The following is a 21,210-nucleotide window of genomic DNA, read 5'->3' on the forward strand; positions in this document are numbered from 1 at the left end:
TATACGTCATCCCGGAAGTTTTTTTACCAGGATACCTTTCCTCATGACAGTGGAGACCGTATTGATGAACTCGATCAAGAACAGTGAGAAGCAAACCGGCAATAGCTGTATCGGAAGAATTGGCGATGTAGAGTTCAACGCAGGCCGGGTAGAACTGACTACAGAAATTTTTCCGCCAGAACATGGCGAGGCTCATGTGATGCTTGCCCGGCATCGCAACCCGGACCACAGCCTAAGACATATCACGCTGTCGTTTAAAAAACTATTGGCGGCGGGTTCCTACGAGTTGAAGCCGGACTCCGATGAAGTGCGGCTGAATCTCGCTGAACTCAGCACTGCGTCAACGGTTCTATATTCGCAAATCAGTGGAACAGCCAAAGTTGCATTCGATGACGGCATTTTCTCAGGCACGCTGGAGGATGCCGTCGTAGAACACGAAGAGGAAGATGGAGGCAAAAAAACGTTAACTATCAATATCGAATTCAGCGCAATGAGTGATGTTGCGCTTGCCGGCAAGTTTTACAATCGTACTCAAGCCGCCTGACAGGCGAGTGAACTGCTGAATAAAAAAGGAAGCCTTGGCTTCCTTTTTTAATTCAGTTCAGACCTTAATTCTAAAAGCCGTATCGAACGCCAAAATTCGCACCGATCGGCCGCTCGATATTTTTGCCGTTGCTGTAATCAACATCCACGTGCATCTGCAGACTGTCCGTGAGCGCTACTACGACACCGGTAGCCACTTCACCACGCGTTCCTGACAGGTCGTTGTTGAAAACGTTGTTGTTAACGCTGACTTCATTATTTTTGGCGAACTCATGAGCCAGCGCGGCACGCACGTAGGGTTGCACCTGCATGTCGTTTAGCGTGAAATTGCGCCCGACGGTCATCCCCGCTTCCCCCAGCAACGAGCGCGTACGATCGCCGTCGGCTTGCAAGTCATTGTCCAGGGAAAATGTTTTGCCCTGAATAACCACTGCAGACCATTTGGTATACGGTTCGATGAAATAGCCGTTGTCGAGTTTGATGTGTCGACCGACCTCGACAGAGCCGCCCAGGCCGGTATTGTCATAGTCACCTTTGGCTCTGCGACCATCGCTCAAACCGACCTTGGCGTCATTTCGGAAACGGTTGACCTTCACCACGCCATCAAAGTAGTAACCGCTCTGTGCATCAATCCAGGTGGCGTAAGTGCCAAGGTAATAACTGGTGACCGTGCCCGAAGTGCCGCCATGGAGATTCAGGTCGGATTTGCTATGCCCGGCCATCACGCCCACCAACCATTGACCGTCACCGATCGGTAGCGGCGCATCGGCGCCAAGGGTGAAGCCTTGCTGGGTTTGTTGATACCCGACACCCGAACCATCGGCCACATTGTATTTGTTGCCATAGGTGCGGCCCCAGGCGCCAGCCTCAGCGCCATTGAAACGCAACTCCCCCATGCGCGAACGCAACGACGTGAGCTCGCCATACCATACCGTCGGCGCCGTGTTGAACAAGGCCAAAACCGAGCGAGCGCCCGGGCTGACCGTACGGGTACTCGGATCCAGAATCCAGTCGCCGCCACTTTTCGCTAAACTGTAGGAAAAGGTTCCGAGATCCACGTCTCTCTCCAGATAGAATTGCGCATCGCCACCTGCCGTCTGCACCACCCGGACAGGTTGGCCGGCGGCCGGATCAACGCCGCTGCTGCTGATCAACAGCTCATGTCGCCCACTGGCAGACCCTGTCACGTTTAGCAGATCGGTCTGGCCGGTGGCGAAATCCGTGCCCAGCTCGAATCGACCGTTCCCCGAAAGCTGATTCACATTCAGTTGATAGAAAGCGTTATCGGCCCCGAAGCGTACCGTCCCGCCATTCAGGGTCAACTTATCGATCTGACTGTCCCCGACCAGCACCCAGCGGGCGTTGTCGTTGATGGTCGCGCTGGAGACATTCTCCAGACGACCGGTCAACACCGAGTTGTTTTGCAAGGTCAGGTCGAGGGTACTGCCCGCTTCATTGACGATATTGCCAGTCAATGTGCTGTTGTTGACAGCGATCGAGGTGTTGGCACCCCCACGGACATCCAGCAGCGTTTCGTTACCGGCCAACAGTCGAGAATTGTTCAGGCCGATGGTAGCTGTGGAAGTACCTGCATTGGCAAAGTCGACCCGGATGGCCGAGCCGGTTTGTCCCTGAACGGTCGTATTGTCCAGCGTCAGCGTCACCGGTTGAATCGCGGTCGGGTCCAAATCGAGCGTTATGCCATTTTGTCCTCCAATGATGGTGCTGTCAGTGGCGGTGGCTTGAGCACTGCGCAATCTCAACCCATAGCTGGTAGCACCGGTGCCCTGAATCGTTGAGTCGTTGACGTTCAGTCTGCTGAGTGCACTCACCAGAGCCCCACCCGTCACACCGCTGATCGTGCTTTTACCCCTCACGGTCGCCGTGGAGCCGGTTTGCGTATTCACTTCACGCACGACCTGGAGCCCTACGCGATTGCCGGTAATGGTGCTGTTGTCGATATCGGCTCGACTGTTGCTAAGCACAACAGCCGCCAGACCGCCAACACCCGAAACGTTCGCACCGCTTAAATTAACGTTGGAGCCGTTGCGGGCCGTGATCTGCTGGGTGGTACTCCCGGCATTGACGTTGAGAGTCGAACGGTCAGAGTTAATGAACAGCGTTTGTGCACCGTTAACGTTCAATGTGGCGTTCGAACTGAGATCCCAGCTTTCCGGTGTTCCACCAGTAATGGTTACGTTGCCGCCAACAATGGGTGCGGCTGTGGTAATTGGGCTGGAGAATACCAGGATGGGTGAACATAGGAGAGCACAACGAAAGGGGACGTTTAACGAAAACTTGCTTCGCATAGTAGACACCTGCTTCAAGAAACCGGATTGCTGCCACTCGCGGATTGGAAGGCCAGCCAAATAAGGGTCGCTAGGCTAGCGTGTAATTACGCATAGTTATGTAGGATTAATCCTAATTCAAAGGGTGAAAAATCGCCTGACAAGATTACTTTCTCTATAACAAAACAAGAGTGAAACAGTGCGGCGAACACTATTTTCGCCGCACTTTTCCAACAGCTATTTTTATGGAGCTGGAATTGGGTTGACCTCTTCGCAGTACTGCGCCTCACTGTTTGTCAGCAGCACAAAATGTTTGGCTACCACTGAAGGAGGGGTTGGCGCAATACCCGTCCGGGTAATGGTATAGCTGAGGTGACCATTGGCCCGGTTCGCCGGTTTTAAGTGAGTTTCATAAGTACCGATGTAGATCGGTTCGCCTATATCGGGAAACGTGCCGTTGATCTTAAAATCAGCAGTAGTTTCCGTACCAGGAACAAGCTCAGGCTGCTCTGCACTGGTGTACGCTGCCCATGACAAAGTAATGGTTTCACCGTCAACCGTGTAATCACTTTTCGGAATACGCACACTTAAGTTACGTCTGTTCGAGCCATCCCCAGGAGGAACGAAGTTCAATGTAGAACAACCGATCCTTCTAAGTGGACCTGCAAGGTTCAACACCTCGGGCATAGGCGTTTCGATGGGAAATGCGTCTACCGGGATGTCTTTAGGAGGAGCCTTTACCGGATTAGGATTTGCCGCGGTATAGAGCACCCAACGCAACACCTTTGTCCCGCTTTGCTGATCAAAAATCGTTTTCCAGGGAAGTGTTCGTGTAAGCGTTGTGCCTTCTTGCCCACCGGTCAAACGGATGGTTTCGCCTACCTTGACGTCATCATAAAATATATCAATTAACCATCCTTCTTCAGTGGCGGGCGGTGCGAAAAGTTTGATTGAAATCTCTGCATCTTTGCCATAGTCCGCTTCCACAATTTTATCAACCGAGCTGTCTCCGATTTTCAGTACAGCAGGATTTAAAGCATCGTTTACAGGGTCGGGTTCATTCGGGTTTACCGGGCCAATATAAGCAATATTGACCTTGACATCCACGTCATTGCCACCGATAACTCGGGGGCCTCTGAACATCTTATAGCTAATGTTTGTTTCTTCATCACCATCGGTGTTGCCATAAACTTGTTTGATAATCGAAAAATCAACGTTATCCCACGTCAGCTTGCCATCGACACTGGCATCTACTCTCTTTTCGCCGAGCTCCACTGTTCCCCAGTAAGCCATAATGGTGTCCGAAGCTGCGTTCGGCGTGGGTACATCGATGACGATGTCGACACCCTGCTTGCAGTCGGCCAAGTCAATCAAATCATCGCCGTCAACACCATTGGCCAGTGGCACCACAGGTGACGCAAATACGGTAGGGTCATCGATGCGTTTGACGATGCGATAACTGGGATTGGATGTTTTCCCTTTGTTACCTGCAAGATCCGTCACGACATAAATAAGTGTATTCAAGCCTTCACTGGAATTTACAAATACATCAATGGGCACGATGACTTCATACGATGGTGGCAGCAAGCCTTCAAACACGGGCTGGTCGCCAACAGCGGGGGCTATGCCCCAGAAAACCTTGATCACATCAGTGTCGTGATAGTTGCTATAAGTCGCGGCCTTGATCGTGATACCGCCCGGATTATTGCCGATATAGGTTTCATCGATTGGATCGTTTGGCCCAAGATCAGCAGGAAACGAAGCCGCCCCCGGGGATCGGTTAGACGCCGGGGTTTTCACTTTATAGGGCGCGGTACGGTCGATGGCGTACGTAGTAATCTCCGAGTTCCCTTCATTCGTTGCACCGTACCAATAGATATACTGAACTTCATATTCGGTAGGTGTTTCCGGAGTGCTTTCTTCTGCCAGGTACCGCAAGGGAATTTGACACGGCAACGGCCAGACCCGATCAGCAATAGTCCCTAACTCCAAAAATGGTTCAATCTCTTGCCAGTTGGTTTGTCCTTTTTTCCGGATCTTGAACTCGATCAAGTCATCCGGGTCTTCAGGCTCTGTGGGTTTGGGAATCGTATAGAGTAGCGGCGCGGAGAGAGCTGCCACGGGAATCCGCAAATCGTTTTCAAGTGTTTGCGCTGGAATGATGACGGGGCCGGGATTTGCGAGCACACCGCCAGATTTTCCGTAACTTTTTTCAAGTACTGCTCTTCGGGACAACTTGGCTTTTTCAACGATTGCGTTCATTTTACCGCCTCCATATGTTAACGATTGATTGCCATACAATTTGAAGAAGGTTGTGGCCTCTTCGTACAACTTTTCCAGCCTCCATACTCATGTTTGCGGGAGGCTCGCATGGAAACTCTTCGCCAGGTTCAATCCTGTCTATTTTTACTGTCGCAGTTTTTGATTTTCCTACACGTTTCGCGTCGCGATAGACGGTATAAACAACGGTGGCGGACGCGTTTTTCACCATCGGTTTTATATGAGTCTCGTAAGGCTCGATAACCACGGAAAATCCTTCATGGATGTCTTGTTCACTTAAAGCCGGACGAATAACAGTTTTTTTAGCACTGATGAACTCTGAGCCACTGCCGTTCAGAGTGGAGAACCCTCGCCAGAGCACTTCACAGCGGTCTCCGACGTTAAATCCCGCCAGTGCAGGGATGTTGACCGTGACACCGTCCCACAAGGGAGGAACAGTGTCGCAATTCAGATAGCCCCACTTGGTGGCGTGCACAAAGTCAGCTTCCTCGAGAGTGCCCGGATGATCAATAGTCAGTCGCCGTGGAAATGAATTGGATGGATTGTCGGCAATATTATGAACTTCATACCACAACGCCCCGACATCATTAATCTTTAAATATTCCGGACTGAGATGAATAATGAATTCGGGTTTCATATCGTCCGGCTCGTACGTATTCTGAATGGATACTAGAGGCTCTCCGGGTTGTTCAAAGGAAACTGTCAGAATGTCCCTTTCACCTGGATCTTTCGCTGGTTCGGGCCACAAAGGAACGACTACATCAATTCCTTTGAGCAGTAACTCAATCGGAATATGCCCCTCCGGGTCAACGTCTGGATCAGCGACACCTAGAATTTTCGGCGCATCGAATGTCAGTGGTTTATTGAGCGCCATATTGCAAGTCCTTTGATGGTCGCAGAATTATTCTTTGGTACTGAAAATTAAACGCCGAGTTCAGTGGTGTGGCTACTGTCATATCTGACAGGTATCGCTACCGCTTGTCGGGTTTTTCCTACACGTTGGGCTGTCGCTTGCTTGATGCGTTTTGGTTATGGTTTCTTCTGAAACCGGTTTCAAAGCCAGTCAGCACAAACTTCAATAACAAGGTTAAAAACCGTGAACGACTTCTCCGCCGCCCAGCGCAGCCGCGTGTCCATGCTCGATGTCGCCGAACACGCTGGCGTTTCCAAGGCCAGCGTGTCGCGCTTCATCGGTGACGACCGCGCCCTGCTCTCCGATGCCATTGCCTTGCGCATCGAGCAGGCAATTGCCGAACTGGGCTATCGCCCAAACCAGATGGCCCGTGGTCTGAAACGCGGGCGCACTCGTCTGATCGGCATGCTGGTGGCCGATATCCGTAAGCCTTATTCGATTGCCGTGATGCACGGGGTGGAAACCGCCTGCCGTCAGCACGGCTAAAGCCTGGTGGTGTGCAACACCGATCGCGATGATGAGCAGGAGCGTCAGCACCTGGCGTTGTTGCGCTCGTACAACATCGAAGGCTTGATCGTGAACACCCTTGGTCATCACCGCGACGAATTGCGCGAACTGCATCGGGAGATGCCGCTGGTGTGGTGGATCGCAAGGTCGAGCAGCTCGAGAGCGATCTGGTCGGGCTGGACAATCCTGCCACCGTTGAAATGGCCCTCACCCTCGATGATCTGAATTGGTACCCACTGGTAGGCAGCGGCATTACCGCCCTCGCCCAACCGACGGCCGAGATTGGCGCGGGGGCGTTTGAGTGTTTGCTCAAACGACTGCGCGGGGATGTCGGGCCGGTGCGGATACTGGATTTTTCTGCGCGGTTGATTGTGCGTGGGTCGACTCTTGGAAATTGTCGGTGACTGGACTGGCCCGCGAAGAGGCCCGAAAGAACAACACATCAACCACTGATATTATTTTGTACAAAAATGAAACCGGTTTCAGAGGTATACAACAATGAGTAAACCACCCGTTTCCATCAGTCTGTCGAGCTACGGCGCTGACCTTGTTCGCGAGCGCGGACAGGGATCGTTTATCGACGTGTTGGCCGCCGCCGGGGATCGAACACGGCGACCTTGATATCCAACTCCACCAGGGCTGCGAGGCCGTCGATGGATTTTCGGAAGTCCACTGGCTTGGGGTAGAGGTAGACCTTTTCGACTTTGGCGTCGGGACGCATCATGATTGCGGACTCCTGATGGATATCGGGAGCACAGCATCAGGCTTCAACTGACAGCTTTGAATGTGTACACAGTGGATCGCTTACGGTTTAAACGCTTGCCAGCAAACATCGTGGGTCTTCACCGTATAGGCAACCACTGTCATCTTGAAAGTTCGTTGGATGTGTCGGCCTTTTTACCGATGGTGCCGAACTCGATAGGCGCAGAAATTTCCTCAGCCTCCAGACGTTCAAACAAACGAGCGCGTCCACTTTTTCGACCATCATGTCGCCAAGAGGTGGCTATCCGAGACTGTATAGCAGTCAAAGCATCACTTGATGCCAAGTGGTCGATCCAGCGACATTGCACCTCCACCACGTGCGACGATGAGCAGTAGCAGGCCCGCCCAGGAAAAGTGCGTTGGCCAGGCGTCAGGGTAGACAAACACCTGGATCACAAAAGTCATGCCCAGTAACGCGAATGCTGATAGTCGGGAGAACAGGCCCAGCACAAGAAGCAGTGGAAACAAATGCTCACTGTAGGTAGCGAGATGCGCGGCCAGTTCTGGAGAGAGGAATGGCAGTGAGTATTCTGTGCGGAACAGCTCATAGGTACTGGGTTTGACCGTCAAAAATCCACTGACTTTGGTGCGTCCTGACATAAAGAAAATGGCCGCGATGGATAGGCGAGCAACCAGCACCAATAGCGAGTCACCAATCATTAAGCCAAGTCGGTCTGCAATGCGGTTCCAAATGCCACGCAGAGATTTGTCGGCGGTGGACGAAGTATTTCGTATCACGCCCATGATGTGCTCCGTTGGTAAGTTGGTGTTAAGTCTTCACAAAGAGCGATGGGTGTTTACAGCGACGAACGCGTCGGCTCTGAACAAGCGGACAATGAGGTCTTCCAGATCTAAATCAGGCTGAACTTCAAGGGTTTTTTCTGCGGCCAGTTCAAGCGGCAGGTGTGCCGCGCAGGCGTCTAGAAACGTGCAATCCGCAGCACTGGCGGCCTCCCAACAAACCCGGCCTTGCTTGCGCGTCAGAAGCGCACCTTCGCCGCGCCAGTCGAGTTCGTCGGGCATGTCCCGCTGTTCGCGATTGAAGCGCCAGAGGGTGTAGGCCGGGTGGTCTGGGAACCAAGCCCAACGGGAAGCGGCCCTCGGTGTGAGCCGGCTACGCGCCAAGTCCTTTTGGGACAGGCTCGCAAATGCGCGCGGATCAATGTCCGGCTCATCTTTAGCGCAATGGACTTTCGTCCAGAGCAGATCCAGGCGGGCGACGTCGCCCAGATAAGACATTTCTCGCGCATGCTCAAAAGCGTCGAGAAAATCCGGGAAGTCAGCGCCGTAGTGCAGCAATCGGGAATCCGTCGGTGGCGACTGCCGGGCATAGATCGCTGCAGCGGCCTTGAGCCACTCTGTACCGACCAAGCGCTCTATTGTGGGAAAGTTCGCGAGTAATGCGTCCGTCGATCCTTTCAATACAGTATTGCGGTACACCCTAAAACCGGGCTGTTCGATTAGAGCAGTCATTCCGATCGAATTTCGCTCATATAACGCATCGACGAATGCATCCTGAAAGCTTTCGAGTGATGTGTTCATATCGTCACTTCCGATGGTTGCTTCTTCCCGATGCTCAACAGAGTCTGCGCTCTGTCTCGTTCAGCCAGCAAGACGTCGAATCCTGGGATATTGTCGTCGCGCTCGATCAAGGTCGGGCGCATGCCGATCCTTTCGATAACGCGTTGATACAGCAACCAGACGTCGTCAGCGATGGGAGCATCGTGAGTGTCTATCAGCAACCGCGTATCCCCCGGATCCACTGCGTGGCCTGCCAAATGGATTTCCACAATCGCCTTGGCCGGGAAGGCATCCAGATACGTCGCCGCATCGAAGCCTAGGTTATGCGCGCTGATGTGTACGTTATTGACATCCAGTAGTAACCCACAGCCAGTTCTCACGCTCAGCTCGGTCAAAAAGTCGAGTTCGCTAAATTCATGACCATCCAGGCGTAGGTAATGGGTGGGGTTTTCAATTGCGATATGACGTCCTAGGGCGTCTTGTGTACGTTGGATATTGCTTACGATGCGCTGCAATGCCTCGACCGTACGAGGGAATGGCAGTAGGTCAGGATGATACTGACCACGCCATGCTGACCAGGCTAGGTGTTCGGAAATCAATGCGGGCTGAACGTGATCGGCCAGTGCTTTTAGGCGCTTCAGATGCTTTTCGTCCGGCGGACAATCGGCGGCAAGTGAAAGTGAAACACCGTGCAGCGAAAGCGGGTGTTGGCTCCCAATCGCCTCCAACCATGCGAGACGGGGGCCACCACCTACCATGTAGTTCTCCGGATGAACTTCGAACCAGAGACCCTCAGCCGTGCAGTCAAGCGCGTCTGGGTAATGGTTCGGTTTCAGGCCGAGTCCGGCCCCCATCTGGAATTCAGCTTTCATGATTGGTGAGCCCCCGTGGTATTACGATTACATAGGCGCGAGAGAGCCCGTACCTTTTGGTGTTTTGATGGAGGTACAAGTACCCGCAGGAACGTTTTTCCAGGCATTAGGCTGGTAGTCCACTTTGGCGGTGCCTGCACAGGTGGTACCTGCGCCCGCCTTGCAATCGTTCTTACCGGCCAGGGAAATGCCGTAACATTTCTCCATGGTGCCTGCTGCGGCGGGAGTTCCTGCGGTTGTGGCGCCCGCTGCGGCAGGAGTCTCTGCGGCCATAGCACCGGCAGCAAACGAAGAGAAGGCAACGGCGAGGGCGGCAAGTTTGAGATTGTTCATAGTTATGTCTCCGGGTGATGGGGGTTGGTCGCCGCATCAGCGCTTGGGCACTGTGTTTGCGACCCAAAAGGTAGTTCGATGGCTTTTCACATCCGGTTACAGCGACCGCAAAATATTTCTAAGGCCAGCAAAAATGATTCGCCTGTTACCTTATGCCGGGAAACCGCAGATCCACAGCCCGTCATTAGCAGGAACGAGATATTTTTACCCTTCGTGTAACCCGAGCGAACGATGGAACGAACTACACATAACGACGCTTTGCGCAGCCGAGAGCTCCACCTTCAGGCTCTGTTCCTCGCAGGTCTGGACGGAGACGAACGGGCTTATCGCACGTTTTTATCGGAGTTAAGTGGTCATCTTCGCGGCTTTTTACGCTCGAGACTTCAGCAGCGACCTGGTGAAATCGAGGATTTGCTGCAAGAGGTTCTGCTGGCCGTTCATAATGCGCGCCAGACGTATCGGGCAGATCAACCGCTGACGGCGTGGGTTTTTGCCATTGCGCGCTACAAGCTCACCGACTTTTTCCGAGGGAAGTCACGTCATGACGTGTTCAACGATTCCCTTGACGATGCGGCAGAGCTATTTGCCGAGCCGCATCTTGAACCTGCGCAGGCCAGTCGCGACCTCAGCAGGCTGCTTGAGCAGCTACCTGAACGTCAGCGTCTACCTATCGTGCACGTGAAACTAGAGGGGCTGTCTGTTACTGAAACCGCTCGGGTGACGGGGTTATCTGAGTCTGCGGTAAAGATAGGCATACACCGTGGGCTTAAAGCACTGGCGTTAAGAGTTAGAGGTGCACGATGAATACTGATGATTTTATTTCCATGCTCGCGTCGGGTGTGGCCCCGGTTGACCATAGGACGCTCGCTAAGCGATTCAGCGGCGCTGTGCTGGCCGGCCTCTTGGGCGCCACTTTGCTCGTAATGGTAATAATGGGCGTTCGTCCAGATCTGGATCAGGTCATAGCAACACCGATCTTTTGGGCGAAAATCGCCTTTGCGCTTTGCCTGATGATCGGTGCGCTGAGCATGCTGACGCGGCTGGCAAGACCGGGTATGGCTCCGGGCTCCGGGAAGCTGCTGATCATTGCCGCAGTCGCAGCGGTGGGGGTCGGCTCCATCTATGTACTCATGGTGGCCGCACCTGACGTCCGCGTCGCGATCATCCTCGGCAATACCTGGCAAGTATGCGCACTCAATATAACCTTGCTGTCGATTCCAGGATTTATTGCCGTGTACTGGGCATTAGGCGGTCTCGCACCCACTCACCTGAAACTGGCGGGTGCCTGCGGCGGACTACTCGCCGGTGCAATGGCGACGATTGCATACTGTCTGCACTGCCCCGAGATGGAAGTGCCATTTTGGGGAATATGGTACTCACTGGGTATGTTGGTGCCGACTATGATAGGTGCGTTACTCGGACAGCTCTGGCTGCGCTGGTAGACAGTCAGGATAACGACAACAATAGTTAGGCCGGTTGCCATAAGCGCCCCGCAGAAAGTGAGGTGTTGTCTTGACTTTGGTCGCTCTGCCGCCGTCAGAAGTCAGTATCGAGAAGTACCTTCAGCGGGTCTATCACTCCAATCGGCGTTCTTTGCCCTGATGCGCCCGGAGAGCATCTTCATCAACATTTCACGGGGCAAGGTCGTGGACGAGGCGGCGCTGATTCAGGCCTTGCGCGACGGGCAGATTCGCGCTGCGGGACTGGATGTGTTCGAACGTGAACCGCTGAACCTTGACTGGCCGCTGTTGCCTGGTGAACACACAAGCGTGGAATGCCTGAGCCGATGATCGTTCCCACGCGGAGTGAGAACGATCTGTCTCTGGAATCAGGCCCGGCGCGCTTCCAGAAGGTCCGCCGCACACAACGCAATCCGCTCGCACGCATCCGCCAGCTTCAACTGATCCACCACCAACCCCAATCTAATATGCCCCGCCGCACTCGGCCCAAACGCTTCACCGGCCAGCACCGACACGCCGTAACCTTCCAGCAGCCTCTCGGCAAAACTCTGGGCACACAACCCGGTCTGGCGCACATCGACCATCACGAACATCCCGCCATCAGGTCGAATCGGTCGGATGCCCGGGCAATCACGCAGACTCGCGCACACCAGGTCGCGACGCTGGCGGTACTCCTCGCGCATTACCGCCACTTCCGGCAAGTCCTCATCGAGCGCCAACTGCGCAGCATTCTGAATAAAATCCGGAATGCCAAACAGCATGCACAACGAGAGATGCTCCAAGTGGTCATTCAAGGGTTTCGGGCCGATCACCCAGCCCACTCGCCAACCGCTCATGGCGTGGGATTTGGACAGGCTATTGATGGTCGCCGTGCGCTCGGCCATGCCCGGCAGACTCGCCGGGCTGATGTGCTCGCCTTCGTACAACAGATCGCTGTAAACCTCGTCGCTGATCAGCCACAGGTCGTGACGAACACAGAGCGACGCCAGCTCCTGCCAGATCATCAGCGGCAAACTGGCGCCGGAAGGATTATTCGGACTGTTGAGCAAAATGGCGCGGGTTTTAGGCGTGATCAGCGCCGCGACATCCGCCGGATCGACCCGAAAGCCATTCTCGGGGCGCACCGCCACCGGCACCACTTTGGCTGCGCAGGCACCGAATACACCTTCATAGGTCACGTACATCGGTTCGGCGACGATCACTTCATCGCCCGGATCGAGCAGGCATTGCGCGACCGAATACACCGCACATTGTGCGCCCGGCAGCACAATCACATGGTCGGCATCCACGACTTGACCGCTGCGGCGTCGATGACGGTTGGCGATGCTGTTGCGCAATCCCTGACTGCCGCGTACTGCCGGGTAGTGGGTATCGCCGGCCAGCAAGCTGTCGATGCACGCCTGAATGATGGGCTGCGGCGTATCGAAGTCGGGATCGCCGATCGATAGCAGCAGCACATCAACGCCCTGCTCACGTAGTTCCAGTGCTCGGTCATGAATCTGCCAGGCCGCAGCGCCGTCACCGGCGATTCGTTTGGTCAAGGCTGAGTAGCGCATGTACTTCTCCAGTCGCGCGGGTTCCAAGCCTCAACCCTATCTCAAATCACGAAACGCGCCACCATGGCATTTAAATCCACGGCCAGGCGCGACAGTTCGTGAGTAGCGGCGCTGGTCTGGTTGGCGCCGGCGGCGGACTGGGTGGCCAGGTCGCGGATGTTTACCAGATTGCGGTCGACTTCGCGGGAAACCTGGGCCTGTTCTTCCGAAGCGCTGGCGATCACCAGGTTGCGTTCGTTGATCAGTTGGATCGACTGCGTGATTTGCTCCAGCGCGACACCCGCGGCGCGGGCCATTTCAAGGGTGCTTTGGGTGCGTTGATTGCTTTGCTGCATCGACGAAACCGCTTCGCCGGTGCCGTTCTGGATGCCAGCGACCATTTTTTCGATTTCCTGGGTCGATTGCGCGGTGCGATGGGCCAGCGCCCGGACCTCGTCCGCCACCACCGCAAAACCACGCCCGGCTTCGCCGGCACGGGCGGCTTCGATCGCGGCGTTCAGCGCCAACAGGTTGGTCTGTTCGGCGATGGCGCGGATCACGTCCAGCACCTTGCCGATGTCACGCCCCTGAGCGGCCAAGCCTTCGATCATCACTGAGGTGTTTTGCACATCGTGGGTCATGGTCTGGATCGCGCCGACGGTTTCCACCACTCGGTCGCGACCTTCACGGGCCGCCTGGGTCGACTGGTTCGAGGCTTCGGACGTCGACACCGCGTTGCGTGCCACTTCTTCCACGGCGGCGGTCATTTCGTTGACGGCAGTGGCCGCCTGTTCGATTTCGTTGTTCTGCTGTTGCAGACCGCGGGAGGCTTGTTGGGTGACCGTGCTGAGTTCTTCAGCGGCGGCACCCAGTTGGGTGGCGGAACCAGCGATCTGTTCGATGGTTTTGCGCAGGTTGGTTTGCATCGTGGACAAGGCACCGAGCAAACGGGCGGGTTCGTCCTTGCCGTCGATGTCGATGGTTTTAGTCAGGTTGCCGCCCGCAATGGTTTCGGCCGCCTGGAGCGCACGGTTGAGCGGCGAGACGATGCTGCGGGTCAGCAGCCAGGCCAGCAGCACGGTCATCAGCGCCGCAATCACCGCCACTGCGATGATGCCGGTCACGGCGCTGCTGTAATGCTCGCCCGCTTCGGCCGAGGCGGTTTTCGCATAGGTGTTGTTGAACGCTACCAGTTTGTTCAGCTGCTCGCCCATCTGGTCCGTACCGTCCTTGATCCGGGTGTTGATCAGCGTGCGCATCTCATCGAGTTTGTTCTGCCGCGACAGCTCCAGCATCTGATTCTGGTCTTGCATATAGCTGTCCAGTGTTGTCGTGAACGTCTCGTACAGCGCGGTTTCTTCCGGGGTGGCCGGCAACGCTGCATAACTGGCTTGTGCGCTGCGAACCTTGTCGACCAGCACGCCGATGCGCGTCTGCGCTTCCTGCAACGCGTTCGGATCACGGTTGACCAACACCCGGAAAGAAAGAATGCGCAGGCGCAGGATGTTTTCTGTCAGGTTGCCGAGAAACACGATGCTGGGCAGCTGCGTGGTTGCCATGTCGATGGAGGCTTGGCGGATCGTCGACATGCGGTTCACGGCAAACACACCCAGCACGATGACGAGCAAGGCAATGAAGGCAAAACCCAGGAAGGCTCGGGGCGCGATATTCAGATTACGCAATGACATAGGATGATTCTCGGGTGATTGAAGCTGCGAGCATCCTTGCCGTGATCGCTGAATGGCGGGCGATGGCGCGCGCGTTTTCAGCTTGGCGCCACTGTTGGAGTTGGTTTGTGTGGGCCTATTGGCTGTATCGGCTGGGGATGAGGTTTCCTGCGGGGATTGGAGAAAAATATTTCACCGAATTACATGTAGCAGCTGCCGAGCCTGCGAGGCTGCGTTCGGCTGCGAAGCAGTCGTGAATTCATGCGGCGCGGTGTGTCAGGAAAAACCGGTTGCCGGATTTACGACTGCTTCGCAGTCGAACGCAGCCTCGCAGGCTCGGCAGCTGCTACAGGTGATCGTACGGTTTCAGGCTTTGCGGGCGGCCACCCGCCAAACCCGCGCAACATCACTGGCCCGCTCCCGCAACAACCGCGGGGCCTCGGCGCAAGCCTGCTCCAGCGTCATCGGCCCACTGGCCAAGGCAAACGCAGCATCAATGCCATGTTCGTACAGTGCCTGATAACCCTGACCCAGTGTCCCGGCGATGACGATCACCGGTACGCCATGCTGACGAGCGATACGCGCCACACCAAACGGTGTCTTACCCCGTAGTGTCTGCGCATCGAAACGGCCTTCTCCGGTGATCACCAAATCGGCGCCCTTGACCGCATCGTCGAGGCCGACCAGTTCAGCGACCACTTCGACGCCGGCCTTGAAGTGCGCACCCAGAAACGCTTTGGCGGCAAAGCCCAGCCCTCCCGCCGCTCCGCTGCCCGGTTCGTCACGTACGTCGTTATTCAGGACCTGGGCGCACCGTTCGGCAAAGTGTCCGAGCGCGTTATCCAGTTGCTGGACTTGCTCGGGCGACGCGCCTTTCTGCGGGCCGAAAATCGCTGAGGCACCGTGAGGGCCGCACAGTGGGTTATTGACATCGGCGGCGATGTCGAATCGCACCTCGGCCAGACGCGGGTCAATTTCACTCATGTCGATTCGCGCTAACTGCGCGAGCGCCAGACCTCCCGGTGCAAGCGTCTGGCCCTGTGCGTCCAGCAGTTTCACACCCAAGGCTTGCATCGCCCCCGCACCGCCGTCGTTGGTGGCGCTGCCGCCAATCGCCAGAATGACCCGTTGCGCTCCCGCGTCCAGCGCGGTGCGGATCAATTCGCCGGTGCCGAACGTGCTGCTGAGGCAGGCATCACGCTGGCCCGGCGGAACCAGCTGCAGGCCACTGGCCTCGGCCATTTCGATGATCGCGGTGTGGCTCTGGGGCAACCAGCCCCAAGCGGCCTCAACCGCTGCGCCGAGCGGCCCGCGGACTTGGGTTCGGCGCAGTTCGCCCTCGCACGCCGCCAGAATCGACTCGACGGTCCCCTCCCCGCCGTCAGCCATGGGGCATTTGACCAGTTGTGCGTCGGGCCAGACCTCCGCCAATCCTTGGGCAATGGCATCAGCCACACCTTGGGCACTCAGGCTGTCCTTGAACGAATCGGGGGCGATGACGATTTTCATTCGAATTCTCCAGTTCCAATGCCCTCATGCTGCCAGCAGGCAAGAACAATAACGCCGGTCCGCTGCACAAGCGGGCATGCCGATTATTGTTCATTCCCACAAAACCCTCGGGTTGCACTGTTTGTTGTAGCAGCTGCCGAGCAGCGCGAGGCTGCGTTCGGCTGCGCAGCAGTCGTGAAATCATGCGGTGCGGAGTATCAGGTAAACCATGCTTGCAGGATTGACGACTGCTGCGCAGCCGAACGCAGCCTCGCGCTGCTCGGCAGCTGCTACGGGTGGGTGTTCGGCAATTCAGTCTGTGGGAGGAGCTGCACGCCCAAATAAAGCGCGAGCATCCCGTCCAGCCTTAGCGGGTCGACGCCGCTGAGCTCGGCAATTCGCTCCATTCGATAACGCAGGCTGTTGCGGTGGATACCCAGTGCATCGGCACAGGCCTGGCTCTGGCCGTCGTGATCGCACCAGCAGCGCAGGGTTGCCAGCAATTGGCCGTTGCCATCCTTGGCGATCACTTGGCGCAGCGGTTTGAGCAACTCGTCCAGCGCGTCGTCGTTGCGGTGACGCCAGAGCATCACCGGCAATCGGTAACGGGTGAGCGTCAGCAAACGGGAGTGCGGCAACACATCTCGTCCATAGGCCAGCAAGTCGCCGACGCGGCGGTAGCAGCGGCGCAGTCCCGACAACCCATCGGCCTGCCCACCCACGGCGATGCGCAGGATGTTCCAGCCCAGGCCGTCGAGTTTCTCCAGCAGCCGATCATTCTCGATCGCCTGGCTGGCCGGCCGGCACCAGAGCAACGAGGACTTGGCCGAACTCACACACCAACTGTCAGGGTAGCGCGACATCAGCCAGGCGCTGAGCGCTTCGACGGTTTGCCCCGGACCGTGTTCCATCCCTAACTCGAACAGATACGGCACCCGCGTCATCTGCGGCTTGAGCCCAAGCTGTTGCGCTTCATCGATCAGCCGCGGCGATTCCCCGGCCTCAGTGAGCAGCAACGCCAGCAGATCGTCGCAACGCTGACGCCGCCATTGCTGTTCGGCCTGCTGATTGCGCTGGCCGACCAGCATCTCGGCGGTCATCCGCACCAGTTCGGCGTAGGTGCGCAATTGCTCGGGTTCGCCGGTGATGCCCAGCACGCCAATCAAGCGCTGATCGAGCAACAGCGGCAAGTTGATACCCGGCTGCACACCTTTGAGATGAATCGCTGTTTGGGCGTCGATCTCCACCACTCGCCCGTTGGCCAACACCAGTTGCGCGCCTTCATGACGGGTGTTGACGCGCTCCGGTTCGCCGCTGCCGAGAATCAGTCCCTGGCTGTCCATGACGTTAACGTTGTACGGCAGGATGGCCATCGCCCGGTCGACGATGTCCTGGGCCAGGTCGTGATCGAGTTCGAACATAGCGGTGATCCTTGAAAGCGTGATGAGCGGATTGTTCACCCGCACAGGCCTTGGTTGCAAACCCTGTGCTCAGGCACAAAGACAATGACCCAAGGGTTGGCCGAGACTCGTTGGGCGATCAACGTTACCCTTTGCATCGCAAAAAATCATAATAAAGAGAGAGCCGCCATGTCACAGAGCGCCGCCGCTACCCAGGCCATCGTTGACGAGAAAAACGCCGTCTACAAACGCATCACCCTGCGTTTGATTCCCTTCATCTTCATCTGCTACCTGTTCAACTACCTCGACCGGGTGAACGTTGGATTTGCCAAGCTGCAGATGCTCGACGCACTGAAGTTCAGCGAAACCGTGTACGGCCTCGGGGCCGGGATTTTCTTTATCGGCTACGTGCTGTGCGGCGTGCCGAGCAACCTGGCCCTGACCAAATTCGGCCCGCGCCGCTGGATCGCGCTGATGATGATCGTCTGGGGCTCGCTCTCGACCTGTTTGCTGTTCGTCACCACACCGACCGAGTTCTACACCCTGCGCCTGTTCACTGGCGCGGCCGAAGCCGGGTTCTTCCCGGGTGTGGTGCTTTACCTTTCGCAGTGGTTCCCGACCTTCCGCCGTGGCCGCGTCATGGCGCTGTTCATGTCGGCGATCCCGGTGTCCGGCCTGCTCGGCAGCCCGTTTTCCGGCTGGATCCTCAACCACTTCGGCGCCGGGCAAGGTGGCTTGGCCGGCTGGCAGTGGATGTTCCTGCTGCAAGGTATCCCGACCATCATCCTCGGCGCGCTGGCGTACTTCCTGCTCAGCGACAGTTACGCGAATGCCAAATGGCTCACGCCGTTCGAGCGCTCGGTGCTGGAAGCCGACCACGCTGAAGACCTGGTCAACAAACCGAAAACCACCACCGACTCGCTGCTGGCGGTGTTCAAGAACCCGGCGATCTGGGCATTTGGCCTGATCTACTTCTGCATCCAGAGCGGCGTTTACGCGATCAATTTCTGGCTGCCGTCGATCATCAAGAACCTGGGCTTCAGCGATAACCTGGTGATCGGCTGGCTCAGTGCGATTCCGTACCTGCTGGCGGCGTTGTTCATGTTGATGGTCGGCCGCTCCGCCGACCTGCGAAAAGAGCGCCGCTGGCACTTGGTGGTGCCGATGCTGATGGGCGCGGTGGGCCTGCTGATCGCCGTGAACTTCGCTGCCAACCCGGCCATCGCCATCCTCGGACTGACCATCGCCACCATGGGCGCCCTCACCGGCCTGCCGATGTTTTGGCCAGTGCCGACTGCGCTGCTCAGCGCCGGTGCGGCGGCGGGTGGTTTGGCGTTGATCAACTCCATGGGGCAGATGGCGGGTTTCCTGAGTCCGTATCTGGTGGGTTGGGTCAAGGACAGCACCGGGTCGACTGATGCAGCGCTTTATTTACTGGCGGGTGTGATTGTATGCGGGAGCTTGTTGGCGTTGCGTATGACGCGGACGTTGCGGGTTTAAGGTTGATCGGCACGGGGTGTTCAATATTTCAGTTTGCCCCGTGCGGTTGTTCTGGTATTTGATTGAGCCTTTCCCACCGGTAAAAGGATTTCGTCATGAGCTATCGCACGCTGGGTCATTCGGGTTTACAAGTGTCGACCCTGACCCTGGGCACCATGATGTTCGGCGAACAGACCAGCACCGAAGATTCCCTGCGGATCATCGACAAGGCCTGGGACCAGGGCATCAATTTCATCGACACCGCAGATGTTTACACCAACGGCCGCTCTGAAGAGATCGTCGGCGAAGCGATCTCCGGTAACCGCCACGAGTGGGTGCTGGCCACCAAGGTCGGTTTCGGCCCGGTGGACGGCGTGCCGAATCGCAGCGGCCTGAGCCGCAAGCACATTTTCAATGGCATCGACGCCAGCCTGACGCGCCTGGGCACCGACTATCTCGACATCTATTACCTGCATCGCGAAGACCACAATACGCCGCTGGAAGTCACGGTGTCGGCCATCGGTGATTTGATCCGCCAGGGCAAAATCCGCTACTGGGGCCTCTCGAACTACCGTGGCTGGCGCATCGCCGAAGTGATTCGTGTGGCCGATCAACTGGGCGTCGACCGGCCGGTCATCAGTCAGCCGCTGTACAACATCGTCAACCGTCAGGTGGAAACCGAGCAGATTACCGCCGCGCAAAACTATGGCCTCGGCGTGGTGCCTTACAGCCCACTGGCGCGCGGCGTACTCAGCGGTAAATACGCGCCGGACGTGAAGCCGGACACCAACAGCCGCGCGGGTCGTCAGGACAAACGCATTCTGGAGACCGAATGGCGCGTCGAATCACTGCGCATTGCTCAGCAGATCCAGCAGTACACGCAAGGGCGTGGCGTGGGCATCGTCGAATTCGCCATCGCCTGGGTGCTGAACAACAGCGCTGTCACCTCAGCCATCGTCGGCCCGCGTACCGAAGAACAATGGGATGCCTACACTAAGGCTCAGGCGGTGAAGATCACGGCGGAGGATGAAGCGTTCATTGATTCGCTGGTGACGCCAGGGCATGCGTCGACGCCGGGGTTTAATGATGTGAGCCACTTTGTGTCAGGACGAAAACCACGCAATAGCTAAATGAATACACGGTCCATGTGGGAGCTCGCTCCCACAGTGGGTCGGTGTTGATCGATCGGACAATATTCAACGAGAAAACCACGTATCCTCCGCCCCCGTTTAACGTTCAACTTCGCGAGGACAGTTTGTCTAAAGGTATCGCTCTATCGGTTTCAGCCTCGGTGCTGTTTGCCGTCATGTATTACTTCACCTCGCTGCTCACGCCTTTGAGCGGCGTGGAAATTTTCGGCTGGCGGATGCTGCTGACCTTACCGTGCATGACCGTGTTCATGGTGGTCTCCGGTGAATGGAAACGCGTAACCGCCCTTTTTCGGCGGCTGGTTGGCCAACCAAAATTGCTCGCCGGCCTGATCCTTTCCGCGACGTTGCTTGGCCTTCAGCTCTGGTTGTTCATGTGGGCGCCGCTCAACGGCTATAGCCTCGACGTGTCACTGGGCTATTTCCTGCTACCGCTGTCCATGGTTCTGACGGGGCGGATCGCTTATGGCGAGCGGTTGTCCTACCTGCAAAAGGTTGCCGTGTTTTTTGCTTCCCTCGGCGTGCTCAACGAGCTGTATCAGGTCGGCGGTTTTTCCTGGGCAACCTTGCTGGTCGTTGTCGGTTATCCGCTCTACTTCATCCTGCGCAAACGACTGACGACCGACAACCTCGGCGGCTTGTGGATGGACATGGCCTTGATGCTGCCGGTGGCTTTCTGGTTCGTTCAGGGCGGTGAACAGGGTTTCGGCGTGTTCGATCAACATCCGTGGCTGTCGCTGCTGATCCCGTCGCTCGGGGTGATTAGTGCTTCGGCGCTGGTGGTCTACATCATCGCCAGCCGGCTGTTGCCGTTCAGCCTGTTCGGGTTGTTGAGCTATGTCGAGCCGGTGCTGTTGCTCGGCGTCGCGTTGCTGCTGGGGGAAAGCATCAAGGCCGGTGAATGGCTGACCTACATCCCGATTTGGTTGGCGGTGGTTGTTCTGGTGTTCGAAGGGTTCAAACACCTGGTCCGGCATCGACGAAAATCAATGTAGGACCGGCACGAAAAAGCCC

Annotated in this window: 18 protein-coding genes and 3 pseudogenes; 9 read left to right on the plus strand and 12 right to left on the minus strand. The window is 56.7% G+C overall.

The features are described 5' to 3' along the window. Window positions 1–64: 64 nt before the first annotated feature. A complete protein-coding gene (locus ACYZT3_RS15645; RefSeq protein WP_462030242.1) occupies window positions 65–544 on the plus strand; it encodes a hypothetical protein in 480 nt (159 codons plus the stop codon). 70 nt (window positions 545–614) lie between these two features. Here ACYZT3_RS15645 and ACYZT3_RS15650 read toward each other — a convergent pair whose 3' ends face one another. The 3 genes from ACYZT3_RS15650 to ACYZT3_RS15660 form a co-directional block, all read right to left on the minus strand. Beyond that, on the minus strand, window positions 615–2,852 hold the full coding sequence (locus ACYZT3_RS15650; RefSeq protein ID WP_462032380.1) for an autotransporter outer membrane beta-barrel domain-containing protein: 2,238 nt from the start codon (window positions 2,850–2,852) through the stop codon (window positions 615–617). Between the two features lie 222 nt (window positions 2,853–3,074). Then, window positions 3,075–5,093 (minus strand): hypothetical protein, encoded by a 2,019-nt coding sequence (locus ACYZT3_RS15655; protein ID WP_462030243.1) that lies wholly within the window; start codon window positions 5,091–5,093, stop codon window positions 3,075–3,077. A 1-nt stretch (window position 5,094) separates the two neighbouring features. Further along, window positions 5,095–5,985 carry a hypothetical protein gene (locus tag ACYZT3_RS15660; protein WP_462030244.1) on the minus strand — a complete coding sequence of 297 codons (891 nt, stop codon included), beginning with the start codon at window positions 5,983–5,985 and terminating at the stop codon, window positions 5,095–5,097. 222 nt (window positions 5,986–6,207) lie between these two features. Here ACYZT3_RS15660 and ACYZT3_RS15665 point away from each other — a divergent pair. Continuing rightward, window positions 6,208–6,935 (plus strand): annotated as a pseudogene (locus ACYZT3_RS15665) (LacI family DNA-binding transcriptional regulator). Between the two features lie 94 nt (window positions 6,936–7,029). Continuing rightward, a pseudogene (locus tag ACYZT3_RS15670) lies at window positions 7,030–7,131 on the plus strand (AP endonuclease); the annotation flags it as partial. On the opposite strand, the gene tnpB reads toward ACYZT3_RS15670, so the two are convergent. From tnpB to ACYZT3_RS15695, 5 genes are all read right to left on the minus strand, one after another. After that, window positions 7,106–7,255: an IS66 family insertion sequence element accessory protein TnpB gene (gene tnpB / locus ACYZT3_RS15675; RefSeq protein WP_462030245.1), complete on the minus strand. Its 150-nt coding sequence runs from the start codon at window positions 7,253–7,255 to the stop codon at window positions 7,106–7,108. The pseudogene ACYZT3_RS15670 and the gene tnpB sit on opposite strands and share 26 nt — an antisense overlap. A gap of 308 nt (window positions 7,256–7,563) precedes the next feature. Then, window positions 7,564–8,037 carry a DoxX family protein gene (locus ACYZT3_RS15680; RefSeq protein WP_462030246.1) on the minus strand — a complete coding sequence of 158 codons (474 nt, stop codon included), beginning with the start codon at window positions 8,035–8,037 and terminating at the stop codon, window positions 7,564–7,566. A 33-nt stretch (window positions 8,038–8,070) separates the two neighbouring features. Then, entirely contained in the window at window positions 8,071–8,835 is a 765-nt protein-coding gene (locus tag ACYZT3_RS15685) for an HvfC/BufC family peptide modification chaperone (protein ID WP_462030247.1), read from the minus strand. Continuing rightward, window positions 8,832–9,686: an MNIO family bufferin maturase gene (bufB, locus tag ACYZT3_RS15690; protein ID WP_282378237.1), complete on the minus strand. Its 855-nt coding sequence runs from the start codon at window positions 9,684–9,686 to the stop codon at window positions 8,832–8,834. The genes ACYZT3_RS15685 and bufB overlap by 4 nt, the downstream gene beginning before the upstream one ends. A 27-nt stretch (window positions 9,687–9,713) precedes the next feature. After that, on the minus strand, window positions 9,714–10,019 hold the full coding sequence (locus tag ACYZT3_RS15695) for a BufA1 family periplasmic bufferin-type metallophore (protein WP_462030248.1): 306 nt from the start codon (window positions 10,017–10,019) through the stop codon (window positions 9,714–9,716). A gap of 231 nt (window positions 10,020–10,250) precedes the next feature. On the opposite strand from ACYZT3_RS15695, the gene ACYZT3_RS15700 reads away from it, so the two are divergent. The 3 genes and pseudogenes from ACYZT3_RS15700 to ACYZT3_RS15710 all read left to right on the plus strand — a co-directional run. After that, window positions 10,251–10,823: a sigma-70 family RNA polymerase sigma factor gene (locus tag ACYZT3_RS15700; RefSeq protein WP_282378233.1), complete on the plus strand. Its 573-nt coding sequence runs from the start codon at window positions 10,251–10,253 to the stop codon at window positions 10,821–10,823. Continuing rightward, window positions 10,820–11,461 (plus strand): DUF1109 domain-containing protein, encoded by a 642-nt coding sequence (locus ACYZT3_RS15705; protein ID WP_462030249.1) that lies wholly within the window; start codon window positions 10,820–10,822, stop codon window positions 11,459–11,461. Before ACYZT3_RS15700 ends, ACYZT3_RS15705 begins: the two co-directional genes overlap by 4 nt. Before the next feature lie 141 nt (window positions 11,462–11,602). Beyond that, window positions 11,603–11,770: pseudogene (locus ACYZT3_RS15710) on the plus strand (NAD(P)-dependent oxidoreductase); the annotation flags it as partial. Window positions 11,771–11,847: 77 nt separating this feature from the next. Here the strand turns inward: ACYZT3_RS15710 and ACYZT3_RS15715 are convergent. From ACYZT3_RS15715 to ACYZT3_RS15730, 4 genes are all read right to left on the minus strand, one after another. Then, the gene (locus ACYZT3_RS15715) at window positions 11,848–13,035 is read right to left on the minus strand and encodes a pyridoxal phosphate-dependent aminotransferase (protein WP_462030250.1); all 1,188 of its coding nucleotides are present in this window, start codon (window positions 13,033–13,035) and stop codon (window positions 11,848–11,850) included. Window positions 13,036–13,076: 41 nt separating this feature from the next. Then, window positions 13,077–14,702: a methyl-accepting chemotaxis protein gene (locus tag ACYZT3_RS15720; protein WP_462030251.1), complete on the minus strand. Its 1,626-nt coding sequence runs from the start codon at window positions 14,700–14,702 to the stop codon at window positions 13,077–13,079. A gap of 345 nt (window positions 14,703–15,047) precedes the next feature. Then, on the minus strand, window positions 15,048–16,190 hold the full coding sequence (locus ACYZT3_RS15725; RefSeq protein WP_462030252.1) for a glycerate kinase: 1,143 nt from the start codon (window positions 16,188–16,190) through the stop codon (window positions 15,048–15,050). Window positions 16,191–16,459: 269 nt separating this feature from the next. Then, window positions 16,460–17,590 (minus strand): sugar diacid recognition domain-containing protein, encoded by a 1,131-nt coding sequence (locus tag ACYZT3_RS15730; RefSeq protein ID WP_462030253.1) that lies wholly within the window; start codon window positions 17,588–17,590, stop codon window positions 16,460–16,462. A 168-nt stretch (window positions 17,591–17,758) separates the two neighbouring features. Here ACYZT3_RS15730 and ACYZT3_RS15735 point away from each other — a divergent pair, with 168 nt between their 5' ends. The 3 genes from ACYZT3_RS15735 to rarD all read left to right on the plus strand — a co-directional run bounded on the left by ACYZT3_RS15735 (window position 17,759) and on the right by rarD (window position 21,191). Beyond that, window positions 17,759–19,069: an MFS transporter gene (locus tag ACYZT3_RS15735; protein WP_462030254.1), complete on the plus strand. Its 1,311-nt coding sequence runs from the start codon at window positions 17,759–17,761 to the stop codon at window positions 19,067–19,069. 95 nt (window positions 19,070–19,164) lie between these two features. Further along, the gene (locus tag ACYZT3_RS15740; protein ID WP_462030255.1) at window positions 19,165–20,178 is read left to right on the plus strand and encodes an aldo/keto reductase; all 1,014 of its coding nucleotides are present in this window, start codon (window positions 19,165–19,167) and stop codon (window positions 20,176–20,178) included. A 125-nt stretch (window positions 20,179–20,303) separates the two neighbouring features. Continuing rightward, the gene (rarD, locus tag ACYZT3_RS15745; protein WP_282378212.1) at window positions 20,304–21,191 is read left to right on the plus strand and encodes an EamA family transporter RarD; all 888 of its coding nucleotides are present in this window, start codon (window positions 20,304–20,306) and stop codon (window positions 21,189–21,191) included. Window positions 21,192–21,210 lie beyond the last annotated feature (19 nt).

This window comes from Pseudomonas sp. MDT1-16, assembly GCF_054898115.1.

Excerpts from the sequence above, each read along its gene's own strand:
- ACYZT3_RS15645 (WP_462030242.1), top strand. The coding sequence starts at position 65 with ATGAACTCGATCAAGAACAGTGAGAAGCAAACCGGCAATAGCTGTATC.
- ACYZT3_RS15650 (WP_462032380.1), bottom strand. The coding sequence starts at position 2,852 with ATGCGAAGCAAGTTTTCGTTAAACGTCCCCTTTCGTTGTGCTCTCCTA.
- ACYZT3_RS15655 (WP_462030243.1), bottom strand. The coding sequence starts at position 5,093 with ATGAACGCAATCGTTGAAAAAGCCAAGTTGTCCCGAAGAGCAGTACTT.
- ACYZT3_RS15660 (WP_462030244.1), bottom strand. The coding sequence starts at position 5,985 with ATGGCGCTCAATAAACCACTGACATTCGATGCGCCGAAAATTCTAGGT.
- tnpB (WP_462030245.1), bottom strand. The coding sequence starts at position 7,255 with ATGATGCGTCCCGACGCCAAAGTCGAAAAGGTCTACCTCTACCCCAAG.
- ACYZT3_RS15680 (WP_462030246.1), bottom strand. The coding sequence starts at position 8,037 with ATGGGCGTGATACGAAATACTTCGTCCACCGCCGACAAATCTCTGCGT.
- ACYZT3_RS15685 (WP_462030247.1), bottom strand. The coding sequence starts at position 8,835 with ATGAACACATCACTCGAAAGCTTTCAGGATGCATTCGTCGATGCGTTA.
- bufB (WP_282378237.1), bottom strand. The coding sequence starts at position 9,686 with ATGAAAGCTGAATTCCAGATGGGGGCCGGACTCGGCCTGAAACCGAAC.
- ACYZT3_RS15695 (WP_462030248.1), bottom strand. The coding sequence starts at position 10,019 with ATGAACAATCTCAAACTTGCCGCCCTCGCCGTTGCCTTCTCTTCGTTT.
- ACYZT3_RS15700 (WP_282378233.1), top strand. The coding sequence starts at position 10,251 with ATGGAACGAACTACACATAACGACGCTTTGCGCAGCCGAGAGCTCCAC.
- ACYZT3_RS15705 (WP_462030249.1), top strand. The coding sequence starts at position 10,820 with ATGAATACTGATGATTTTATTTCCATGCTCGCGTCGGGTGTGGCCCCG.
- ACYZT3_RS15715 (WP_462030250.1), bottom strand. The coding sequence starts at position 13,035 with ATGCGCTACTCAGCCTTGACCAAACGAATCGCCGGTGACGGCGCTGCG.
- ACYZT3_RS15720 (WP_462030251.1), bottom strand. The coding sequence starts at position 14,702 with ATGTCATTGCGTAATCTGAATATCGCGCCCCGAGCCTTCCTGGGTTTT.
- ACYZT3_RS15725 (WP_462030252.1), bottom strand. The coding sequence starts at position 16,190 with ATGAAAATCGTCATCGCCCCCGATTCGTTCAAGGACAGCCTGAGTGCC.
- ACYZT3_RS15730 (WP_462030253.1), bottom strand. The coding sequence starts at position 17,590 with ATGTTCGAACTCGATCACGACCTGGCCCAGGACATCGTCGACCGGGCG.
- ACYZT3_RS15735 (WP_462030254.1), top strand. The coding sequence starts at position 17,759 with ATGTCACAGAGCGCCGCCGCTACCCAGGCCATCGTTGACGAGAAAAAC.
- ACYZT3_RS15740 (WP_462030255.1), top strand. The coding sequence starts at position 19,165 with ATGAGCTATCGCACGCTGGGTCATTCGGGTTTACAAGTGTCGACCCTG.